Source organism: Streptomyces albus subsp. chlorinus (assembly GCF_013302895.1).
Classification (GTDB): domain Bacteria; phylum Actinomycetota; class Actinomycetes; order Streptomycetales; family Streptomycetaceae; genus Streptomyces; species Streptomyces chlorinus.
Map to the genome: position 1 here is coordinate 3,058,308 of NZ_VJOK01000001.1, position 18,769 is coordinate 3,077,076.

Genomic DNA, 18,769 nt, shown 5'->3' on the forward strand with positions numbered 1-18,769 from the left:
GGGGTAAGCGCGAGGAAGTTACCGGCGGTCGCACCGGCGCGGCCGGCTCGGACCGCCGCCTAGGCTGTGGAACGTGGCCAGCGCGAACGAGCAGCACACGACGGACGGGACCGGGACGCCCGCAGAGCACACGCCCCGCACGTCCGCGGACGGCGAACGGGTCTTCCGCGCCCACGAACTCGCGGAGGCGGCCGGCATCACCACCCGCACCCTGCGCTTCTACCGGGAACGCAAACTCCTCCCGCCACCGCGCCGGGAGGGCCGCATCGCCTGGTACGACGAACACCACCTGGCCCGGCTGCGCAGCATCTCGGCACTCCTGGCCCGCGGCCACACCCTCGGCGGCATCGCCGACCTCCTCCACGCCTTCGAGAAGGGCCGCGACGTGCGCTCCGCGGCCGAGGTGATGGGACTGGACAGCGCCCTGATCACTCCGTTCTCCGAGGAGACCCCCGTCCGCCTCACCCCGGAGGAACTGGCCGACTACTTCCAGGGCGAGGTCACCGTCGACAACCTCGCCGCCTCCCTGGACATCGGCTACGTCGCCATCGACGGCGACGAGTTCGTGCACACCAGCCGCCGCCTCCTGGAGGGCTCGGCGGAACTGGTCGCCAAGGGCGTCCCGCTGGCCGCCGTACTGGAGGCCGGGCGCGAACTGCGCACCCGCGCCGACGAGATCGCCGCCCTGTTCGTCCGCCTCTTCCGCACCCACCTCCTCCCCCTTCAGGACAGCACCGAGGCGCCCGACCTCAACACCCTCCTGGAACGCGTCGCCCCCCTCGCGAAACAGATCGTCGAGGCCGAACTGGGCCTGGCCATGGACCGCCGCGTACGCGCCGAACTGGAGGAGTGGCTGGGCGGGAGGGAAGGGTCGGGGACGGAGACTCAGTGATCGTTACCGGTCTCCAGCACCCCCTACCATTCAGGTCCGACGCTTGGCAGGATCTTCCGCCCTTCACACCATCGAGTGCTCGAACTTGTAGGCGACGTACTGCCGTTGGATACACTCACGCCTCACAGACCACAGCTACATATGGAGCACGATGATGCGCAGCGCCCTCGCCGCCCTGGCCACCCTCACCGCAGTGGTGGCGTTGACCCTCACCCAGGGCACCGGGAGTGCGGAGTCCCCCGCGCAGCAGCCGAAGGCGACAGCGGGCAAGTCCTCTTCGGCCACCTACACGACCTTGGCCGCGTCCCAGGTGCGCGCCAAATGGTAGATCTCACCCGCCAGCGGCTCGCTCCTCCCGCAAAGCCAACCGGAGCGCCCGAGCCTCGGTCGTGACGTCGAGTTCCGCATAGAGAGCAAGGGCTTCCTCGCCAAGGCGCCGCGCCTGTCCGGGCCGCCCGGACAGCAGCGCGGTGCGCGCCAGTCCGTCGAGAGCGTGGGCAATGCCCAGCGGGAAGTCGATGTCCCGGGCCATCGCCAACGCCTCCTCGTACACCTGTCGGGCCGCCTCGGTGCGGCCCGACAGCCGCCACACCTCCCCCAGCGCCGTCATCGCCCGCTGGCACTCGTAGACGTTGCCCACCTCGCGGGCCACCTGTTCGGCCGACCGCACATGTCCGACTGCCTCGTCGAACCGTCCGGTCTCCGCACAGGCGGATCCCAGATGGATGAGCGTGTCCGCCTCACCCGCCGAGTCACCACTTTTGCGGTAACTGGCGAGGGCCCGCTCGAAACACGCCACAGCGCGTTCGGTGTCACCCATCGCCTGGTAGACCGCACCTATGTTGCCCTCCTCAAGGGCGATGTCCAGTGGACCGCCCACCAGTTGAGCCCGTACCAGTGCCTCCTGGAAATGGTGGCGTGCCTCGCTGTACCGGCCCTCCAAGAACGAGATGAGGCCGATATTGTTCAGCGCCGTCGCCTCCCCGAAGGCGTCATCCGCACGTGCGTGGAGATCGAAGACCCTCCGGAACCGCCCCAGCGCGTCCTGGAAGCGCCCCGCGTAGTGCAGCGCGACCCCTTCCACGTTGAGCGCTTCCGCCTCCCCGTACTCGTCCCCGCAGGCGCGGAACAGACGCAGGGAGACGGCCAGGTCCTCCAGCGCCTTCGCGTGCTGCCCCGCGGCCAGCCAGGCCCGCCCCGTCTGGAGGCGGGCGGTGGCGCACCCGTGCGCGTCACCGGCCTCCGCGAACAGTGCCGCCGCCTCGGTGGCGCACTCCATCGCCCTTTCGTGGTCCTCCTGGGCCACCACGTCGGCCCATTCGCTCAGCGCCTGGGCGAGAGCCCGCTTGTCGTCCCGTTTGCGCAGCGCCCGAACGGCACCGCTGTGCAGTTCGGCGGCGGTGCCCCACACCGCCCACAGTTTGAGCGCCTGCGCGAGCACATGCGGGAACAGCGCCGCGGTACCGGGCGTGCACCGCAGTGCCTCCCTGGCGACGGCCAGCAGATTCGGCCGCTCCACAGCGAGCCAGGCGGACGCCTCCTCCGCGTCCGCGAAGTGCGGTGCGTACGGCGACCGGGAGGCGGGCGGAAGGGGAAGCCTGCGGCGGCGCGGATGTGCCGCCCTGTCCGCCCTGTCGGCGGCGGTCAGGTAGTAGGCGACGAGCCGGTCGAAGGCGTCCCGCCGCTCGTGCGCGGTGTCCTCCTCCTCGCACACCCGCCGCCCGAAGGCACGGGCGAGGTCGTGCAGGGCGTAGCGGTCCCTGAGCCGCTCGTCCAGCAGATGGTGGTCGAGGAGCGTCCTGAGGGCCCGCCGTCCGGCCGCCTCGTCCAGCCCGCCGAGCACGACGGCGGCTGTTTCTGACAGGTCGGGCCCCGGGTGCAGGGAGCAGCGCCTGAAGAGGCACTGGGCGGCGTCTCCGAGGTCCTCGTAGCTGAGCCGGAAGGCGGACCCCACCAGGTCGTCGTCCACCTCGTCCAGCGGGTCGGCGGCCTGTTCCAGCCGCTCGGCGAGGTACTGCAGATCCCATGTCTCACGGTGCTTGAAACCGCTCGCGAGCAGGGTGAGGGAGAGGGGGTGCCCTCCGAACCGGCCCACAGCGCTGTGCAGCGCCGCCGACTCGGGGGCGCGCGCGGTCCCGACGACGCGGGCGAAGAGAGCGACGGCGTCCCGTTCCGGGAGGGCGTCCAGTGCCAGGTGGTCGGCGCCCTGCAGCGCGTGCAGGCGTTTGCGGCTCGTGACGATCGCCCTGTTGCCGGCGGCTGCGGGCAGTAACGGTGCCACCTGTCGTACGTCCCGCGCGTTGTCGAGGACGAGGAGAGCAGCGTGCCGGGACGTCCACTCCCGCCACCGGCGGGTCCGCTCGTCCAGCGACACCGACTCGGGGTCGTAGCAGACATCCGCGTCGCTGAGCAGCAGCCCCAGGGCGTCGAACGGCTCGCAGCTCGGCTGGTCGCTGTAGCCGCGCAGATCCACGTAGAAGGCGCCGTCGGGATAGCGGGGCGCCAGCCGGTGCGCCGCGTGCACCGCGAGCGCGGTCTTTCCGATCCCCGGCATCCCGTGGACGACGGTGATCCAGGGGGTGGCCCCGCCCCCGGCGGGTCGCGCACTCCGCCCGCCGGGCTGTCCCGGCATGCGGGACGGTCCCGGCCCGCCGGACGGGTCTTGTCTGCCGCGCGTGCCTTGCCCGTTGGCCGGGTCCTGCCCGGGGAGCGAATCCTGCGCGCCGGCCGGACCCGGCGCGTCGGTGGGCCCCGGCGTGCAGGTAGGCCCCGGCATACCGGTGGTCCCCTGCCCGTCGATCAGGAGGGACAGCTCGCGCTCCCGCCCGGTGAAGTCGCGGGTGTCCCGGGGGAGGTTGTTACGAGGCCGGGCGTCCCGGGAGGCACCCCTATCGGCTGAGGACCGTGCCGGTGCGGCCTCGTGGACCAGCAGCGACCGGTCCTCTTCCAGGATGCGCTGGTGGAGGTCGCGAAGCTCGGCGCCCGGTTCGATGCCCAGCCTCTCGCGCAGCCGCCGCCGGGCCAAGTGGTAGTGGTCGAGGGCCTCCTCGGTGCGTCCGCACCGGTAGAGCGCGGTCATCAGCAGCCCGACGATGCGCTGCCCGGTGGGGTACTCCGAGGCGAGCTGGTGCAGTTCGCCGAGGAGATCGGCGTGCTCGCCGCGGTCCAGTGCCAGTTTGATGCGCTCCTCGCGCACGGCGCGCAGGTCCTCGTGCAGGCGTGCCCGTACCGCCCGGCCCCAGTCGCTGGTGAACTCCGCGAAGGGCTCTCCCCGCCACATCGATTCGGCCGTTGCCAGCAGGCCGACGGCCATCTGCCGCTCACCGCGCGCGGCGGCCTCCGCCGCGTCCTTGCGGAGGCGCTGGAAGCGGCACAGGTCCACCTCCTCCTCATCGACCAGCAGACGGTAGAGGCCGGGTGCCCGGTGGTCGATGCGTGCCCTGTCACCCACGGCCTTTTTGAGCACGCCACGTAATCGGGACACATACGTCTGGAGGGTGGCCCTGGTCACCGTGGGGGCCGCGTCGTCCCCCCACACGCGCTCGATCAGTGTCTCGGCGACAACGGGCTCGCCCCGGGCGTGCAGCAGCACCGCCAGCACGCAGCGCTGTTTGACGGAGCCGAGCGAGAACTGCCGGTCGCCGCCCCATAGTTCGACAGGGCTGCCCAGCGCGACGAAGATCACGATTCGCCCCCTGCTGCTGTCACGGCTTCCCCGCACCCCCTGAGGGAGTTCGCGTGTAGGTGTGAGCGTTCTCACTGTCGTCCCGGGTTGAACGGTCGCGGGGAGGGGCGCACGGGTGCGTACGCCGGGCGCACATCGGGTGGTTCCCGGGAGTGCAAGCTTCTTGCAAGCCGGACGTCCAGAGGGCACGGGTACATCGGCGCTGTCGGCCGCCAGACCGTTCCCGCCCCACCGTCGGCTCCAGGAGACACCTCGGATGAACACAACAGCCTTCGACGCCCTACGGCGCCCCGCGCCCGTACCTGCGTCCGTGTCCGCACCTGTGCCCATGCCCGCACTCGACGTGCGGGGAGACGCACTGTGACGCCCGACGCGGGACTTCCTGGGGCGGCGGGTGGGACACCTGTCGCGGTACCGCACACAGGGCACCGTGCGCGGCCGGAGGCGCGGCCTCTTGTCGCGCGAGGTGCGGGACGTACGGTGCGACCGTGCGTGTCGGTGGAGATCGTGCCCCCGGACAGTGCGGTGCGGAGAGTCACTCTCACCAGTGGCCGTACGGACGTCTCCGGTGCCCATGAGGCGCGGTGGATACAGGTGACGGTGGCGCCTCCTCCGAGGGACCACACGCCGCCCTCCTCCGGCGGGTTCGCCTCCGGCGGCCAAAAGGCCGCGGACGCGGGCTTCGTGATGGACCGCCACTTACGGGTCCGGCTGCCTGCCCCCTTGCCCTGCCCCGAGCTGGCCGATGTGGTCGTCGCGCGAGGCGGTGGCCCGGAGGCCGTGCGGCGCCTGGCACGCGAGCACCCCAACGCCCTGGTGGCGGCCGCCCACATGGGGACACGCTGCTGGGTCACCCTGGGGGGCGGCACGGACGCACTGCTGGAGCTGGGTCCTCAGCAGTTCGCCGGCCTGCCGTGGCAGACATGGGCCTCGCTGCTCCACGCCTGGCGTGTGGCAGGGCTGTCCGTACAGGAACTGTGGCAGTCCAGCCTGACGGTACGGCGTCTCAGCCGCACCAGAGGGGGCGTTGCCGGCGGGGAGTCCCTCCAGGCGCTACGGAACCGGACACGGCAGCACACGGGGCGCGCCCCAACCGTGGGACAGCCTGCGTTCCGGCTCAGTCGGGAAGCCCGGTGAGACGGACGGGAAGGGTCTTGATGCCGTGAATGAAATTGGAGACCAGACGGCGCACCTCGCCCGGGGGGCCTGGCACAAGACCGTACGGAGGCAGCACACGAGCCGCCTCCTGGTGGAGCACACGGAGTTGGAGACGGGCGAAGTGGGCCCCCAGACAGACATGCGGTCCCTCACCGAACGCCAGGTGGGGGTTGGGTCTGCGGGCAAGGTCCAGGGTGTGCGGGGCGGTAAAGACGCGCTCGTCGAAGTTGGCGGAGGCGTGGAAGACCACCACCTTCTCGCCCGCCCGGATACGCCTCCCCGCCAGCACGACGTCCCGCACCGCTGTACGCCGGAAGGTGAGGACCGGTGTGTGCCAGCGCAGCAGTTCCTCCACGGCCGTGGCCAGCCCGTCGGTGTCCCCCGACCGTGCCAGCTCGCGCATGGTGCGCTGCGCCTCCGGGTGTACCGCCAGCGCGAGGAGGCCGCCGGGTGCCGCGCTGCGCACCGTGTCGTTGCCCGCGACGGTCAGCAGGAAGAAGAACATCTCCAGTTCCGCGCCCGTCAGCTCATGGGCGAGCGCCGTCATGACGTCGTCGGCAGGGTGGGCACGTTTGTGCGCCGCCAACCGGCGTGCGTAGTCGAACATCTCGCGCAGCATGGCGGGTGACCGGGGATCGGCCGGGCGGCCATCGGCTGTGCGCACCTGCGCAGGAGTCCGGTCCGGGTCCTGGTAACCGATGATCCGCTCGGTCCACTCCAGCAGCAGTCCCCGGTCCTCGGGCGGCACACCCAGGAGGTCGGCGAGGTTCAGCAGCGCGAAGTCGTCCGTGACGGCCGCCACCAGATCGCAGCCGCCCGGCTCTCCCGCCCGCTCACGAGCCGCCTCCAGGGACCGCCGGGCACGCTCCCGTACGTCCGCCGTGAACCGCTCCACCCGGCGCGGGGTGAACGCCCGGCTGACCAGGGTCCGCAGCCGGTTGTGCGCGGGCGGGTCCTGGTTGAGCATCATCCGCCGGATGAACGGCAGGTCCGCCGGATCGGGGTCGCGGATCTGGGTGGCGCCCTCGTACGAGGAGAACTCGGCGGGCGAGCGCAGCACACGCACCACGTCCGCATGCTGCGTCACCGCCCAGAACCCCGGCCCGGCCGGCCACCCCAGCACCTCGTGCTCCTCCTGCCACGCGACCGGCTGCTCGTCCCGCAGGAACCTGAAGTCGTCATGGGGCAGCCCGGCCGCGTAACGGCGCGGATCGAACACGTCGGGGACGCGCACGGACGGCGGAAGGGACGCGGGAGTGGGCACGGAGCCGGAGACGGGGGTGGAGCCGTGGCCGGGGACGGGATCGGGGACGGACCCGGGGGCGGACCACGAGCCCGCAGAGCCCCCGGGGACACCGCTCACCGGGCACCACGGCCCCCGGCCGCCCCGTCCCGCCCGTCGTTCGTCCCGTCGGGCGAGGGGCCCGCACAGGTGCTGTCAGTCGCCGCCCTGCTGTCGGTACCGGGGGTGCCGTCCGTACGGACGTCGTCCGCGGCGGCGCCGGTGCTCGCGCCACCAGCGGTTCCGCCCGTACCGACAGCAGTGCCGTCGAGAGACGTGCGGTCATCGCCGTCCGCCGTCCCACCGTCCCCGTCGGCCCGGAGGAAGTCCTCCACCGCGCGGACGGTCTCCAGCGGCGTCTCGTCCATCGGATAGTGCCCGGCGGCGGGCAGCTCCACCAACTCGGCGGCCGCGTACCACTTCAGCCATGTCGTACGGACCACCTCCGCCGACAGCGTCGGGTCCCCCTCTCCGACCACCAGCCGCACCGGCACCTGGCTGCCCCGTACGTCCTCGTGGAAGTCCTCCAGCGCCCAGGAGTCGAGCCAGGCGCGGAACGCGGCGGGATCGGAGCACTCCAGGGAGCGCTCGACCATGAGGTCCAGCCAGGCGTCCGGGCGGCGGCCTCCCGTGCTCAGGTCGATGATCGCGCGCCGGGCGGCCGGTCGCTGTGCCGCGCCGGCGAACAGTTCCCACCGCTCGCCCTCCAGGGGCACCCCGCTCGCGGGCACCGGCGCGATCCCCACCATCCGGCGCACCCTGAGGGGCGCCGCCAGCAGGACACGCTGGATGACGGCACCTCCCATGGAGTGCCCCACCAGGGAGAAGCGCTCCCAGCCGAGCGCGTCGGCGAGGGCGAGAATGTCGCCCGCGGCCTCACTGGTCGTCCAGGCACCCGGTGTTCCACGCGCCTCTCCGTAGCCGCGCAGATCGGGCACGGCGTAGCTGAACGTGACACGGTCGAGGACGTCACAGACCGGGCTGAAGGCGCGCCGGTCCGCGAACCAGCCGTGCACGGCGATCACATGGTGCGCGCCCTCACCGACCCGCGTGCACGGCAGGACGACAGCTCCGGAATCCGCGGCAGCAGCGGCCATGGCGGGCCTCCCCCAGCAGAGACGGCGGGGCTCCCTCACCCCACGCGATACCGGGCTCCACGGTGACCCCGCCCCCGCCGACGGCACAAGACCGCGGTACAGCGAAGCCGCCGGGCCATCCCGTGAGCGCCACGCCCCGGCTCACGGGCGCACGTGGATGGGCGCTCTTCGGTACCCGCTCAGAAGACGGGCGGGTGTGCACAGAGACCCTTGGGCGTTCGCTCAGGGCGCCGCGAAGTCGACCGTCACGGGGGCGTGGTCGCTCCACCGCTCGGCGTGGGTGGCCGCCCGCTCGACGTACGCCTTCACCGCACGGCGCGCCAGACCGGGCGTCGAGACGTGGTAGTCGATGCGCCAGCCCGTGTCGTTGTCGAAGGCCCGTCCCCGGTAGGACCACCACGAGTACGGTCCCTCCACGTCCGGATGCAGCGACCGGACCACATCGGTGTAACCCCCGTCGGCCGGGTCGAACACGCGGGAGAGCCAGGCCCGCTCCTCCGGCAGGAAACCCGAGTTCTTCTTGTTGCCACGCCAGTTCTTCAGGTCGGCCTCCTGATGGGCGATGTTCCAGTCGCCGCAGACCAGGACCTCGCGCCCGGCGGCGGCCGCCCGCTCGCGCAGGTCGCACAGGTAGGGCAGGAACGCCGCCATGAAACGCTCCTTCTCGTCCTGCCGGTCCGTACCGACCTCCCCGGAGGGCAGATACAGACTGGCCACCGTCACCCCCAGCAGATCCGCCTCCACATAGCGGCCCGACTCCTCGAACTCCGGTGTGCCGAATCCCACACGCACCGCGTCGGGTTCGCGCCGTGTGAGCAGGGCGACACCCGCCCGGCCCTTGGCCGAGGAGGGCGCCCAGAACGCGTGCCAGCCCTCGGGGTGCCGTACGGCCTCGGGCAACTGCTCCGGCTCCGCACGGACCTCCTGGAGACAGACCACGTCGGACTCCGTGGTCGCCAGCCACTCCGCGTAGCCCTTCTTGGCCGCCGCCCGCAGACCGTTGACGTTCACCGTGCTCACCTTGCGCATCCGTGCACCATACGATGCCCGCATGCAGATCGTTCCCGCGCCTTTCGACCACCCGGACGCCCGGAAGCTCAACGATCTCGTGCTCCAGGAGTACACACAGCGTTACGGCGACCCGGAGGGCGACGCGACCCCGCTCGCCCCGGCCATGTTCCAGCCGCCCCGCGGGCTGTACCTGCTTGCTTACGACGACCATCACCGCCCGGTCGCCACCGGCGGCTGGCGTGCCATGGACGCCGGCCGGGGCGACCGGAACGCCGAGGGCGGTGAAGATGAGGCGGGTGGCGCGGGCAGCGAGGGCGGGGACGACAACGGGGACGAGGTCGAGGACGAGAACTACGCGGACGGCGACGCGGAGCTGAAGCGCATGTTCGTCGTTCCCGAGGCCCGCGGCCGCGGTCTGGCCCGGCGCATCCTCGCCATGCTGGAAGACGACGCCCGCGCGGCGGGCCGGACCCGGATGGTGCTGGAGACGGGCGTGCACCAGCCGGAGGCGATCGCGCTCTACACCTCGTCCGGGTACGTGCCGGCGCCCGAGAAGTTCGGCCTCTACCGGTTCCACGAGGAGAGCCGGTGCTTTGTGAAGCCGCTGCGGAAAGACGGCTGGTGAAGTGGTTCGTGAAGGTGGTTCGTGAAGCTGCTAAGCGACCACGTTTCATTTAGCAGGTTTGCGAACGCCGTTAGTTAAGCATGTTCTAAACCCCGTTAGAAAACCAGATTCACCAAACCGGCCTTGCCACGGTGTGACACCGAGCGGGGGCCATCCACCGCACGCTGAACGAAGCTAGTTAACTAACTAGGTTAGCGAAGCTATTAGCGCAACCCGCTCACCTACGCACACCCACGAAGCTCCCCTCCCACCCGTCCCCAAGTCCCGGCAGGCCGCAAGCAGCCCCGGCCTCACCCCACAGCCATCGTCCCCTCCCCCGCCCCGCCCCGCGCGAAGTCGGCGACCTCGGCGATCCCCAGCTCCTCCATGGAGACCACTCGCGCGCCATCGGTTCCCTCCGCCTGGAAGCGCTCCGTGAGAGCCCGCCCGGGCGGCAGCTCCACCCAGCAGTCGGCTCCGGTCTCCAGCAGCGCCCTGGCCGTCTCTCCCCACCGCACGGGCAGGGCGACGGAGCGGGCCAGATCGTCGAAGACCCCGTTCGCGTCGCCGTGCAGGCAGGAACCGGCCGTGCAGGTCACGTACGTCAGTGTGTGCGCACGGCGCCGCACTGTGGCCAGGTGCTGCGCCATACGGATGGCGAGGTCGCGCGGGGGCTCCTCAGCGCGCTCCAGCAGCTCGGCCCGGATGCGCACCGCCCGCAGCGCCTCCGGGAGGGTGAGCAGCCCGGCGGTGACCGCGGCGGCGAAGGACCCCGGCCCGTGCCCCGCGACGGCGACCGGCTCCACACCTTCGTCCTCCGTCAGTGCCCGGGCCCCGGCCACCCCGGCGACGAGCAGGCAGACGTGCCGTGCCACCTCGGACTCCGCGAGGGCCTCCGCGGTGTCCAGCTGCGCGACCCCTCCCGGGTGGCCGCACTCGGCCTCGGCGAGCACGGCTGCCGCGGACTCGGTGTCCGGCAGCCGGTGCAGCATGCCGCGCCGCAGCGAGCCCGGCCCGGGGAAGAGGAAAGCGACACTCATGCGGCCACCCTCACCCGTGACGGCCCCGCGGCGCCAGTCGGAGCCGCCACTCGAAGCCCGCGCGCCCGTTCTGCGGATGCCGTACGTCCCGAGAGCGCCGATGGTGGGCGTATGACGGAAAACATCGTGTTCGCCGACTTCACCGGACGCGGCACCCGAGCGGCCCTCCAGGCGCTCGACGGGCTGGAGGACGCGCACCGGGCCGGAACCCTCAGACTGCGCGAGGCACGGGTGATCGGCCGCGACGCGGACGGGAACGCGGAGATCGTCGGCGAGGTGGACAACATCGGCAGTGCCACAGGGTTCGCCGTCGGCGGGCTGATCGGCGCACTGGTGGGGCTGGTGGGTGGTCCGGCAGGCGCGCTGGTCGGCTTCGGCGCGGGCGGACTGATCGGTGGCAGTCATGACGCGCGGCGGGTGATCGAGACGAACGAGGGACTGGAGGAGCTGACCGCGGAGATCCCGCCCGGCAGCACTGTCGTGGTGGCCGACGTCGAGGAGGAGTCCTCGGAACCGGTCGACGAGGCCATGGGGCCGGGTGTCAGCCGTTATCTGGCCTCCCGGGTGCGCCGGGACCTGGAGGAGACGCTCTCGACCCCGCAGACGCCTCCCAATCCCTCGGACGCGCCCACGGGTCCCGTCACGGCGCACGGGCACGAGGTGGGGCCGCACGGGGAGGGCGAGAAGGAGAGGGCCAGCGGGCGCGAGGAACACTGGTGGCGGCGTTAGGGCGGCACAGGAACCAGAAGGAGCGGTACATGGGGCCGGCGTGGGGCGTGCTGATCGTGTCGGGGTGTCTGGAGACACTCTGGGCGACCGCCCTGGAGGCGTCGAAGAACTTCAGCCGGCTGTGGCCCTCACTGCTCTTCCTGGTGGCTCTCGCGTCCAGCATGGCGGGGTTGTCCTACGCGGTCTCGCAGATCCCGCTCGGCACCGCGTACGCGGTGTGGGTGGGTATCGGCGCGGTCGGCACGGCTCTGTACGGCATGGCCGTCCTGGGCGACCCGGCGTCGGCTGCGCGTCTGCTGTGCCTGCTGCTGATCGTCGGCGGAGTGGTGGGGCTGAAGCTGTTGCACTGACAGGACCGCCGGGCGGCACCCTGCCGGCATTGGACGCCCGGGTGCCCCCGGCGGTACACCCGCCGGCGCACCGGGCAACGCAGCAGACAGCGTGCCCGGTGCGCTCCGTACCGCGGACAACCCACAGCTCCTCGCGAAGCTCACCCACGCGCAGGCGACGGCCAAGTTCCGTGCCGCGGGCATCACCTGGTCCTCTTCCGGCGGCTGTTCGGACCGCAACAACCCCACGTGCACGTCGTTCGAGGGACTGCGTTCGGAGACGGCGGACGGTGCCGTCACGCTGAAGAAGGCATCGGGCTGCGCCGTCCGTCTCACCGGCGGCACGGAGACCGGCCACGCCTCGGGTACGTACAGCTACTGGAACGGCTACAAGCTGGACATGTCGCTCTCCAGCTGCCTGGACGGTTACACACGCGGACCTTCGCCTCCATCGGCGGCTCCAAGTGGAAGTCGGGATCGGGCAACATCTACTACGGCGAGGGCAACCACTGGGACGTCACCTACTACAACTGCGGCGGCTGCTGAGTCACCCGGGCAGCCCGGTGAGGAACTCCCGCACGTGCCCGAGCCACAGCGTGCGGTCCCGCTCGCCCAGGATGTGGGCGCCGCCCGGGATCTCCACCAAAGTGGCGTCCGGGAGGGCCTCGGCGAGGCGCCGTGAACTGTCGGGCAGCACCAGGCGGTCACCGGTCGGCATCAGCACCAGTGCGGGCACGCGGATGCTCGCGAGATCGGCCCGTACGTCGATCCGGCGGACCAGGTCGAAGTGGTCGGCCATGCCCGCGGGCATGCCTTCCCGTGTCGCAGCGACCGCTGCCTCCAGTGCTTCGCCGGGCAGCTCGTTCAGCTCGCGGTCGGTCAGGCCCGCGTAGGTGGCGAACCGTGCGAGCGTGTCCCACTCCCCGGCATGTGCCAGCGTGGTGACGAGTTCGGCGGCGACCGAGAGCACAGGGTCGGCCACGGCGAAGCCCGCCGTCAGCACGAGTCCGGTCACCCGCTGTGGGTACCGCGCCGCCGCGCGGAGGGAGACCACCGTTCCCAGCGACTCCCCCAGCAGCACAAACCGCTCGTGTCCCCGCGAGACGGCGGACTCCACGACGGCGTCCACCAGAGCGTCGAGATCCAGTGGCTCACGGGCCACAGGGGAGGCACCCGCGCCCGGGTAGTGCGGTCCGACGACGGTGTGGTCACGGGCCAGGTCGTCGAGCACCTGCCCGAAGTTGGGCTCGATCCCGCCGCCCGCCCCGTGCGCGAGGAGCAGTGCGGGACCGCTGCCCCGCACATGGACGTCGAGGAGGGACGCGTCGATACGGGAGGGCCCGCCGGCACGGGAGGAGGTGTCGGCACGGGAGGAGGTGTCGGCAGGGGACGACATGTCAGGACGTGTCAGAACAGCGGCGGGCGCCGCAAGGTTTTCCTTGGTCATGCGCCCGAAGGTAAACTCCGACACCGGTGTCAGAGTCAAGCCCGCACGGCGCGGGCCTCATACAGAGGGACGTACGCGATGCGCATGAAGGAGATGGTGCGCCGCACCCAGGTCAGCGAACGGCTGCTGCGCTACTACGAGCAGCAGGGCCTGCTGAGCCCGAAGCGCCTGCCCAGCGGCTACCGCGAGTACAGCGAGGCGGATGTCGACACCGTGCGCCGGGTGCGCTGCCTGCTGACGGCCGGACTGCCCACCGCGATGATCGCGCGCATCCTGCCGTGCCTGCGTGACGAGGGGGAGCGCCTGGTCCCCACCTGTCCCGACCTGGTCGCCCAACTGCGTACCCAGCGGGACCGCATGACGGCCGAGATCGAGGCCCTGCACACCTCACGCGGGCTTCTCGACGACGTCCTCGCCGCGGCGCCGGACCACCTCAGGCAGGCGGCGCAGGACGGCGCCGGGCGCGCACGGACCGCCGCCTGAGCCCGGGCCTGCCCGGGCTTCGTCCCCCGGCCGTCTTGGCCCGTCACCTGTCCGCACCGGCCCGGTACACGGCCACGCCGAAGGATGCCGTCACCTCCACCCGCTCCCCCAGCGCAGCTACACGGGTCCGCAACTCCTCCGGCTCGACGTGGCGTGCGGCGGGCCCCATGAAGGCGAGGCTCTCCACATCCCGTGCGGACATCCAGGCGGTGTACTCCAGCGTTTCGTAGCTCTCCCGTACGAAGTGACCGGACAGCGTGCGCTCCAGGCGCTCCTCCTTGTCCGGATCGATCTCCAGGAGCCCCAGGCGGCTACGCAGTTCGTGCAGATGCCGCCCGGTCGGCGTGACGACCAGCAGCGCTCCCCCCGGACGCAGTACCCGGTGGAACTCCGCACCGTTGCGCGGCGCGAAGACGTTGAGGACGACATCGACGCATCCGTTCCGCACGGGAAAAGGCCGCCATACATCCCAGCTGGCCGCCCCCGCGCGTGGATGCGCCCGCGCGGCCCGGCGCAGCGCGTAGGGCGACGCGTCCAGTGCCAGCCCGACCGCACCGGGCAGCGCCTCCAGGACGGCGGCCAGGTAGTGCCCGGTACCCGCGCCCGCGTCCAGAACGGTGGCGTCCTCGGGCAGCCCCAGCGAGGCGGCAGTCCGCGCGAGGGCGTCCGTCAGCGGTGCGTAGTGGCCCGAGGCCAGGAACTCCGTGCGTGCCTGCACCATGGCCGCGCTGTCGGCGTTCACCGTGCGTTTGCCGCCCGACAGCAGGCTGACGTACCCCTGCCGGGCCACATCGAAGGTGTGCCGGCGCGGACAGCGCAGCGACCGTTCGGCCGCCTCCAGCCGGTCCTGGCAGACGGGACAGCGCACGACGCCTGTCAGCGTCTCCCAGGGGCTACGCCGCGCCGGGTCCCGGTCCTGGCGGGTGTCGCGGTCCTGAGGGACGTCATTGCCCCCGCGGGCAGCGCTCTGCGGGCCCCGGGGACGTGCGGCGGACGGTTCGGACATGGGGGTGCTTTCTCGGGCCGGGAACGGCCTCCCAGGCTACCGCCGCACGTCCGGGGCCCGTCGGCGGTGAAGCGGTCCGCCGCCTCTCCCCGCAACCGGCCGGGAGGCAGCCGGCGCCCGAAGGCGACCAGCAGCATGTCCTGCGCCGCGCCGGATACCGGCGGCCCCGTCCCCAACGACCAGTCGAGGTCGTCGGCGCGCAGTGAGACACCGGCGAGATCGGCACCGAAGAACTCCGGCTGCCCGCTGCACGCAGGCCCCAGCGAGATCAGCAGCGCCCTGCCGGATGACCTCCAGGCCCGGCAGCGCATGACTGACCGCCGGGATGCCGACCATCGCGATGTGCCCGCGTCGACCGGCGGGCGAAGTGCGGGAAGGACCGGCCGGTGGCGGGACCGGTAGCGGAAGACATGCAGGCGTCACGGGACATGGATGGTCACTCGCTCCGGAAGTACGGCGGAGCCGCGACGGAGCGCTCAAGGGCACCCGTTCGTAGCAGCATGACATGCCCAGCGGAGCGGAGTGCACAGGGATACCCGGCGCGCTGCGGCGGGACGGGGCGGCGCCCCGCGCATGTCAGCCGTAGATCTGGTGAAAGTACACGGATTCACTCCAGTGCCACGAACCCCTCGCACTCAGGGATTAATCGCGGGCCGACAACCGCATGCTCATAAGTCTGAGTACTGCGAACAGGGGTTTCCGCTAGCTGGAGTATTCGTTGACGAGTTGTAACCGAGACGGTCGTCCCCGGCCTCCCCCAGCACCGGTCACTGCGGACGACTCAGGGCTACGCGCCGTAGGTCACCTTTGGCAGCGCCGTGCGCAGACGGGACCGGCCCCGGCACACGTCGTCTGAACCTGCCCGCACAGAAGAGAGTTCAGTCTTGACCGAGACGTCGCACATGTACGCGTCCTACGCGCCTCGTGACCAGGACGGCGCCCTCCCCGGTCCGAGAAAACCTCCCGAACCGGACACGAGTTCCGCGTATCCGTACGGCGCGACGGCGGTCAGCGAGGACCTCTACGCCCGCGCGGGAACCACCGACACCGGAACCCTGGGCCTCCGCTTCCCCCCGCCGCCGCACCCCGAGCGCGTCGAGTACCCGGAGCAGCCCGAACACCCGGATCTGGAAGCTGAACTCGCCCACTTCCTCGACACCGTCGAGCAGCAGGCGGTGGCCGAGACCCACGCAGCGCTCGCCCGGGCCAGGCACCGCAAAGAAGGCCCCCTTGACCGGGTGCGGCAGCAGCACCGGGGCGAGCTGACCTGGCGGCGGGTCCTGAGCGCCTTCTCCATCACTCTCACCGCGATGATCGTAGTCCTGGTCAGCTTTCTGGGTGCAAAGGCGTCCTACCCCTCGCTCTACGACCTCGCCCAGGAGTCGGCGCCCCCGAGCGTCGCCCAGGCGTGGCCACTGCTGATCTACGCCCCATGGGTTGCCGCGACGCTTTCCATCCTGCGCACCCGTGCCTACCGTCGCCGCACGGTGCACTCCTGGCTGGTGGTGCTCTTCTTCGCCGCGGTCGCCTCTCTGCTGTGCGTCGCCGACGCCCCCGCCACTCCTGCGGGCATCGCCGTGGCGGGCCTGCCGCCCATCACCGCGCTGCTCTGCTTCCACCAGTTGGTGCGGCAGCTCGATCTCCCGCCGGTACCCACCGCGCCCTCCCGGCACGCCCGTCCGCCCAAGGGCACCAACCGCCACCGCTCGGCCGGCTGAAACGGTTCTGGACTCTCACCGGAACGCCCCGCGCACCAGTCCCCGTCGCACGCGTCCTCTCCCGGCGGCCGGAAGCCGCCGGAACCGCTCCCAGTAATCCCTGCCCCTCCCGCTCTGCCTGCTTGTCCCGGAAATGGCAACAAACTTTGCCACCGGCTCCGGGGCAGGCGCAGCCTGCGGGCAGGAGGTGATCGCAATGAGCGACACACAGGATGTGAGACAGCGGGCGGCGGGTGGCTCCGGGACGGGCGAGCCGGTGTACGACGTCGTCGTGGTGGGCGCGGGCGCCGCCGGTCTCAACGCGGCGCTGCTGCTGACGAGGGCGCGCCGCAGGGTGGCCGTAGTGGGCGCCGGACGGCCCCGCAACGCCCCGGCGTCCCATATGCACGGCTTCCTCTCCCGGGACGGCATGTCCCCCACCGCCCTCGTGGAGGCCGGCAGGGCAGAACTGGCCGGGTACGGCGTACCTCTCTTCGACAACCATGTTGACCACATAGCCCCCGGCTTCTTCGTGCATCTGTCCGGCGGCCCGGTCCTCAAGGCACGCAGGGTGGTGGTGGCCACCGGACTGCGCGACGGCCTTCCGGGAATTCCCGGTGTACAGGAGCGGTGGGGACGCGACGTACTGCACTGCCCCTTCTGCCACGCCTACGAGGTGGCGGACCGGCCCCTCGGCGTCCTGGGCACCCACCCGGGAGCACCCCAGCACGCCCTGCTGCTGGCCCAGTGGTCGCCCGACCTCGTCTACTTCCCGCACACCCGCCCACTGTCCGGCCAGGATCGCGAAAAGCTGTCCGCTCGCGGTGTCCGGATCGCCGAGGGCGAGGTCAAGCGCGTGGTGGTGGACAATGACAGGCTGCACGGTGTCGAGTTCACCAACGGCCGCGTCGTTGCCCGGGACGCGGTGTTCGTCATCCCCCACATGAGCCCCAACGACACGCTTCTGGACGGCCTGGGCTGCGAGAAGGACGACAACGGCTGGGTCGTCACCGACCGTTCCGGCCGCACCAGCGCATTCGGTGTGTGGGCAGTCGGCAATGTGGCGGACCCCCGCGCGCTGGTGGCGACGGCCGCAGGCATGGGAGCGGCGGCCGCATTCGCGATCGTCCACGACCTGCTCGAGGAAGAGGTCGAGCGTGCCGTGGAGGAACACCGCACGGCGGGGCGCCCGGCCCCCGAGGGAGCTGCCGTATGACACACCGTCCCGCCGCGGATCTCGACTGGGAGGCCCTCGGCACCGCGCTGGAGCGCGAGGCCGAACTCCACTCGGCCGCCCTGGAGTCGACGGCCGACTGGCTGCACGCTCTCCTGTGCGCCGGCAGCGCGGCTCAGGGAGCGGTCGGCCGCGTTCTCGACATCGGCAGCGGCCCCGGCGTCGTGAGCTGCCTGCTCGCCCAGCGCTTCCCCGAGGCCGAGGTCGTCGCCGTCGACCAGGCACCCGGCCTCCTGGAGCGCACCCGGCGGCGGGCCGCCGCGCACGGCCTGTCCGACCGTGTCGCCACTCGACGGGCGGACCTGCCCGAGGAGATGGACGGTCTGGAGCGAGCCGAGCTGATCTGGACCAGTCACGCCGTCCACCATCTCGGCGACCAGCAGGCCGCACTGGACGCGCTCGCAGGCCGCCTGCGCCCCGGTGGCCTGCTGGCCGTGGCCGAACGCGGCCTGACCCCCCGCTTCCTGCCCCGTGATATCGGCATCGGCCGCCCGGGCCTCCAGGCGCGGATGGACGCGGCGGCGGAGGAGAGCTTCAGCGCGATGCGCGCCGGCCTGCCCGGCTCCGTCTCCACGGTCGAGGACTGGCCCGCGATGCTCTCGTGCGCGGGGCTCGTGCCCACCGGGACCCGCACCTTCCTCACCGACCACCCGGCTCCCCTCGGCCCGGCCGCCCGCGAGTACCTGCACGACCACCTGACCCGCCGACGGGAACAACTGGCCCCCTATCTGGACGCCGAGGACCTCAGCACCCTCGACGCCCTCCTGCACCCTGAATCCCCCACCAGCATCCTCTGGCGCCCCGACGCCTTCTACCTCACAGCCACCACCATCCACACAGCCCGCTCCTGCACCCACTGACCCTGTCACGCGGCCAGTGCGGCAGAACACAACGAAAGGGCCCCATCGGGATCCGATGGGGCTCTTTCGTGCGGTGGACCTGAGGGGATTTGAACCCCTGACCCTCTCGTTGCGAACGAGATGCGCTACCGGACTGCGCTACAGGCCCTTGCGACGGGTGAAACCTTAGCATCCTCGTCGGGCAGGGAGGAAATCCGTTCCTGTGCTGGTCACGG

16 protein-coding genes, 1 tRNA gene and 3 pseudogenes are annotated in these 18,769 nt (G+C 71.5%); 11 read left to right on the forward strand and 9 right to left on the reverse strand.

From position 1 onward, the window contains the following. Positions 1-73 precede the first annotated feature (73 nt). Positions 74-892 carry a MerR family transcriptional regulator gene (locus FM076_RS13630; protein ID WP_173870665.1) on the forward strand — a complete coding sequence of 273 codons (819 nt, stop codon included), beginning with the start codon at positions 74-76 and terminating at the stop codon, positions 890-892. A 151-nt stretch (positions 893-1,043) separates the two neighbouring features. After that, on the forward strand, positions 1,044-1,220 hold the full coding sequence (locus FM076_RS13635; protein ID WP_173870667.1) for a hypothetical protein: 177 nt from the start codon (positions 1,044-1,046) through the stop codon (positions 1,218-1,220). A gap of 3 nt (positions 1,221-1,223) precedes the next feature. Here FM076_RS13635 and FM076_RS13640 read toward each other — a convergent pair whose 3' ends face one another. Continuing rightward, positions 1,224-4,577 carry a tetratricopeptide repeat protein gene (locus FM076_RS13640; protein ID WP_173870669.1) on the reverse strand — a complete coding sequence of 1,118 codons (3,354 nt, stop codon included), beginning with the start codon at positions 4,575-4,577 and terminating at the stop codon, positions 1,224-1,226. A gap of 492 nt (positions 4,578-5,069) precedes the next feature. On the opposite strand from FM076_RS13640, the gene FM076_RS13645 reads away from it, so the two are divergent. Further along, on the forward strand, positions 5,070-5,714 hold the full coding sequence (locus tag FM076_RS13645) for a hypothetical protein (RefSeq protein WP_173870671.1): 645 nt from the start codon (positions 5,070-5,072) through the stop codon (positions 5,712-5,714). Here FM076_RS13645 and FM076_RS13650 read toward each other — a convergent pair. From FM076_RS13650 to FM076_RS13660, 3 genes and pseudogenes are all read right to left on the reverse strand, one after another. Beyond that, positions 5,695-6,969, reverse strand: coding sequence for a cytochrome P450 (locus FM076_RS13650; protein WP_345944990.1), 1,275 nt, complete (start codon positions 6,967-6,969; stop codon positions 5,695-5,697). The genes FM076_RS13645 and FM076_RS13650 overlap by 20 nt on opposite strands. A 356-nt stretch (positions 6,970-7,325) precedes the next feature. After that, positions 7,326-8,114 (reverse strand): annotated as a pseudogene (locus tag FM076_RS13655) (alpha/beta fold hydrolase); the annotation flags it as partial. A 222-nt stretch (positions 8,115-8,336) separates the two neighbouring features. Further along, entirely contained in the window at positions 8,337-9,143 is an 807-nt protein-coding gene (locus FM076_RS13660; RefSeq protein ID WP_173870675.1) for an exodeoxyribonuclease III, read from the reverse strand. Between the two features lie 22 nt (positions 9,144-9,165). On the opposite strand from FM076_RS13660, the gene FM076_RS13665 reads away from it, so the two are divergent. Continuing rightward, positions 9,166-9,750, forward strand: coding sequence for a GNAT family N-acetyltransferase (locus FM076_RS13665; protein ID WP_173870677.1), 585 nt, complete (start codon positions 9,166-9,168; stop codon positions 9,748-9,750). 290 nt (positions 9,751-10,040) lie between these two features. Here the strand turns inward: FM076_RS13665 and FM076_RS13670 are convergent, their stop codons facing one another. Further along, positions 10,041-10,769 carry an acyltransferase domain-containing protein gene (locus FM076_RS13670; protein ID WP_173870679.1) on the reverse strand — a complete coding sequence of 243 codons (729 nt, stop codon included), beginning with the start codon at positions 10,767-10,769 and terminating at the stop codon, positions 10,041-10,043. 111 nt (positions 10,770-10,880) lie between these two features. On the opposite strand from FM076_RS13670, the gene FM076_RS13675 reads away from it, so the two are divergent. From FM076_RS13675 to FM076_RS33750, 3 genes and pseudogenes are all read left to right on the forward strand, one after another. After that, positions 10,881-11,498: a DUF1269 domain-containing protein gene (locus tag FM076_RS13675; protein ID WP_173870681.1), complete on the forward strand. Its 618-nt coding sequence runs from the start codon at positions 10,881-10,883 to the stop codon at positions 11,496-11,498. Positions 11,499-11,527: 29 nt separating this feature from the next. Further along, positions 11,528-11,848: a DMT family transporter gene (locus FM076_RS13680; RefSeq protein ID WP_173870684.1), complete on the forward strand. Its 321-nt coding sequence runs from the start codon at positions 11,528-11,530 to the stop codon at positions 11,846-11,848. Positions 11,849-11,939: 91 nt separating this feature from the next. Continuing rightward, positions 11,940-12,373: pseudogene (locus FM076_RS33750) on the forward strand (hypothetical protein). 1 nt (position 12,374) lies between these two features. Here FM076_RS33750 and FM076_RS13685 read toward each other — a convergent pair. Continuing rightward, positions 12,375-13,274 (reverse strand): alpha/beta fold hydrolase, encoded by a 900-nt coding sequence (locus FM076_RS13685; RefSeq protein WP_243274484.1) that lies wholly within the window; start codon positions 13,272-13,274, stop codon positions 12,375-12,377. 78 nt (positions 13,275-13,352) lie between these two features. On the opposite strand from FM076_RS13685, the gene FM076_RS13690 reads away from it, so the two are divergent. Further along, entirely contained in the window at positions 13,353-13,757 is a 405-nt protein-coding gene (locus FM076_RS13690) for a MerR family transcriptional regulator (protein ID WP_173870686.1), read from the forward strand. Positions 13,758-13,800: 43 nt separating this feature from the next. Here FM076_RS13690 and FM076_RS13695 read toward each other — a convergent pair whose 3' ends face one another. Continuing rightward, positions 13,801-14,763, reverse strand: coding sequence for a putative RNA methyltransferase (locus FM076_RS13695; RefSeq protein ID WP_173870688.1), 963 nt, complete (start codon positions 14,761-14,763; stop codon positions 13,801-13,803). A 65-nt stretch (positions 14,764-14,828) separates the two neighbouring features. Beyond that, positions 14,829-14,996: pseudogene (locus FM076_RS35305) on the reverse strand (maleylpyruvate isomerase family mycothiol-dependent enzyme); the annotation flags it as partial. A 651-nt stretch (positions 14,997-15,647) separates the two neighbouring features. Here FM076_RS35305 and FM076_RS13700 point away from each other — a divergent pair. The 3 genes from FM076_RS13700 (at position 15,648) to FM076_RS13710 (ending at position 18,554) form a co-directional block, all read left to right on the forward strand. Continuing rightward, complete coding sequence (locus FM076_RS13700) at positions 15,648-16,481, forward strand: DUF2637 domain-containing protein (RefSeq protein WP_173870690.1); 834 nt, start codon at positions 15,648-15,650, stop codon at positions 16,479-16,481. 196 nt (positions 16,482-16,677) lie between these two features. Then, a complete protein-coding gene (locus tag FM076_RS13705) occupies positions 16,678-17,676 on the forward strand; it encodes an NAD(P)/FAD-dependent oxidoreductase (RefSeq protein ID WP_173870692.1) in 999 nt (332 codons plus the stop codon). Beyond that, the gene (locus tag FM076_RS13710; RefSeq protein WP_173870694.1) at positions 17,673-18,554 is read left to right on the forward strand and encodes a class I SAM-dependent methyltransferase; all 882 of its coding nucleotides are present in this window, start codon (positions 17,673-17,675) and stop codon (positions 18,552-18,554) included. Before FM076_RS13705 ends, FM076_RS13710 begins: the two co-directional genes overlap by 4 nt. A 74-nt stretch (positions 18,555-18,628) precedes the next feature. Here the strand turns inward: FM076_RS13710 and FM076_RS13715 are convergent. After that, positions 18,629-18,702: transfer RNA gene (locus FM076_RS13715), tRNA-Ala, on the reverse strand. Between the last annotated feature and the right edge of the window lie 67 nt (positions 18,703-18,769).

Excerpts from the sequence above, each read along its gene's own strand:
- FM076_RS13635 (WP_173870667.1), top strand. The coding sequence starts at position 1,044 with ATGATGCGCAGCGCCCTCGCCGCCCTGGCCACCCTCACCGCAGTGGTG.
- FM076_RS13660 (WP_173870675.1), bottom strand. The coding sequence starts at position 9,143 with ATGCGCAAGGTGAGCACGGTGAACGTCAACGGTCTGCGGGCGGCGGCC.
- FM076_RS13665 (WP_173870677.1), top strand. The coding sequence starts at position 9,166 with ATGCAGATCGTTCCCGCGCCTTTCGACCACCCGGACGCCCGGAAGCTC.
- FM076_RS13670 (WP_173870679.1), bottom strand. The coding sequence starts at position 10,769 with ATGAGTGTCGCTTTCCTCTTCCCCGGGCCGGGCTCGCTGCGGCGCGGC.
- FM076_RS13675 (WP_173870681.1), top strand. The coding sequence starts at position 10,881 with ATGACGGAAAACATCGTGTTCGCCGACTTCACCGGACGCGGCACCCGA.
- FM076_RS13680 (WP_173870684.1), top strand. The coding sequence starts at position 11,528 with ATGGGGCCGGCGTGGGGCGTGCTGATCGTGTCGGGGTGTCTGGAGACA.
- FM076_RS13685 (WP_243274484.1), bottom strand. The coding sequence starts at position 13,274 with ATGACCAAGGAAAACCTTGCGGCGCCCGCCGCTGTTCTGACACGTCCT.
- FM076_RS13690 (WP_173870686.1), top strand. The coding sequence starts at position 13,353 with ATGCGCATGAAGGAGATGGTGCGCCGCACCCAGGTCAGCGAACGGCTG.
- FM076_RS13695 (WP_173870688.1), bottom strand. The coding sequence starts at position 14,763 with ATGTCCGAACCGTCCGCCGCACGTCCCCGGGGCCCGCAGAGCGCTGCC.
- FM076_RS13705 (WP_173870692.1), top strand. The coding sequence starts at position 16,678 with ATGAGCGACACACAGGATGTGAGACAGCGGGCGGCGGGTGGCTCCGGG.
- FM076_RS13710 (WP_173870694.1), top strand. The coding sequence starts at position 17,673 with ATGACACACCGTCCCGCCGCGGATCTCGACTGGGAGGCCCTCGGCACC.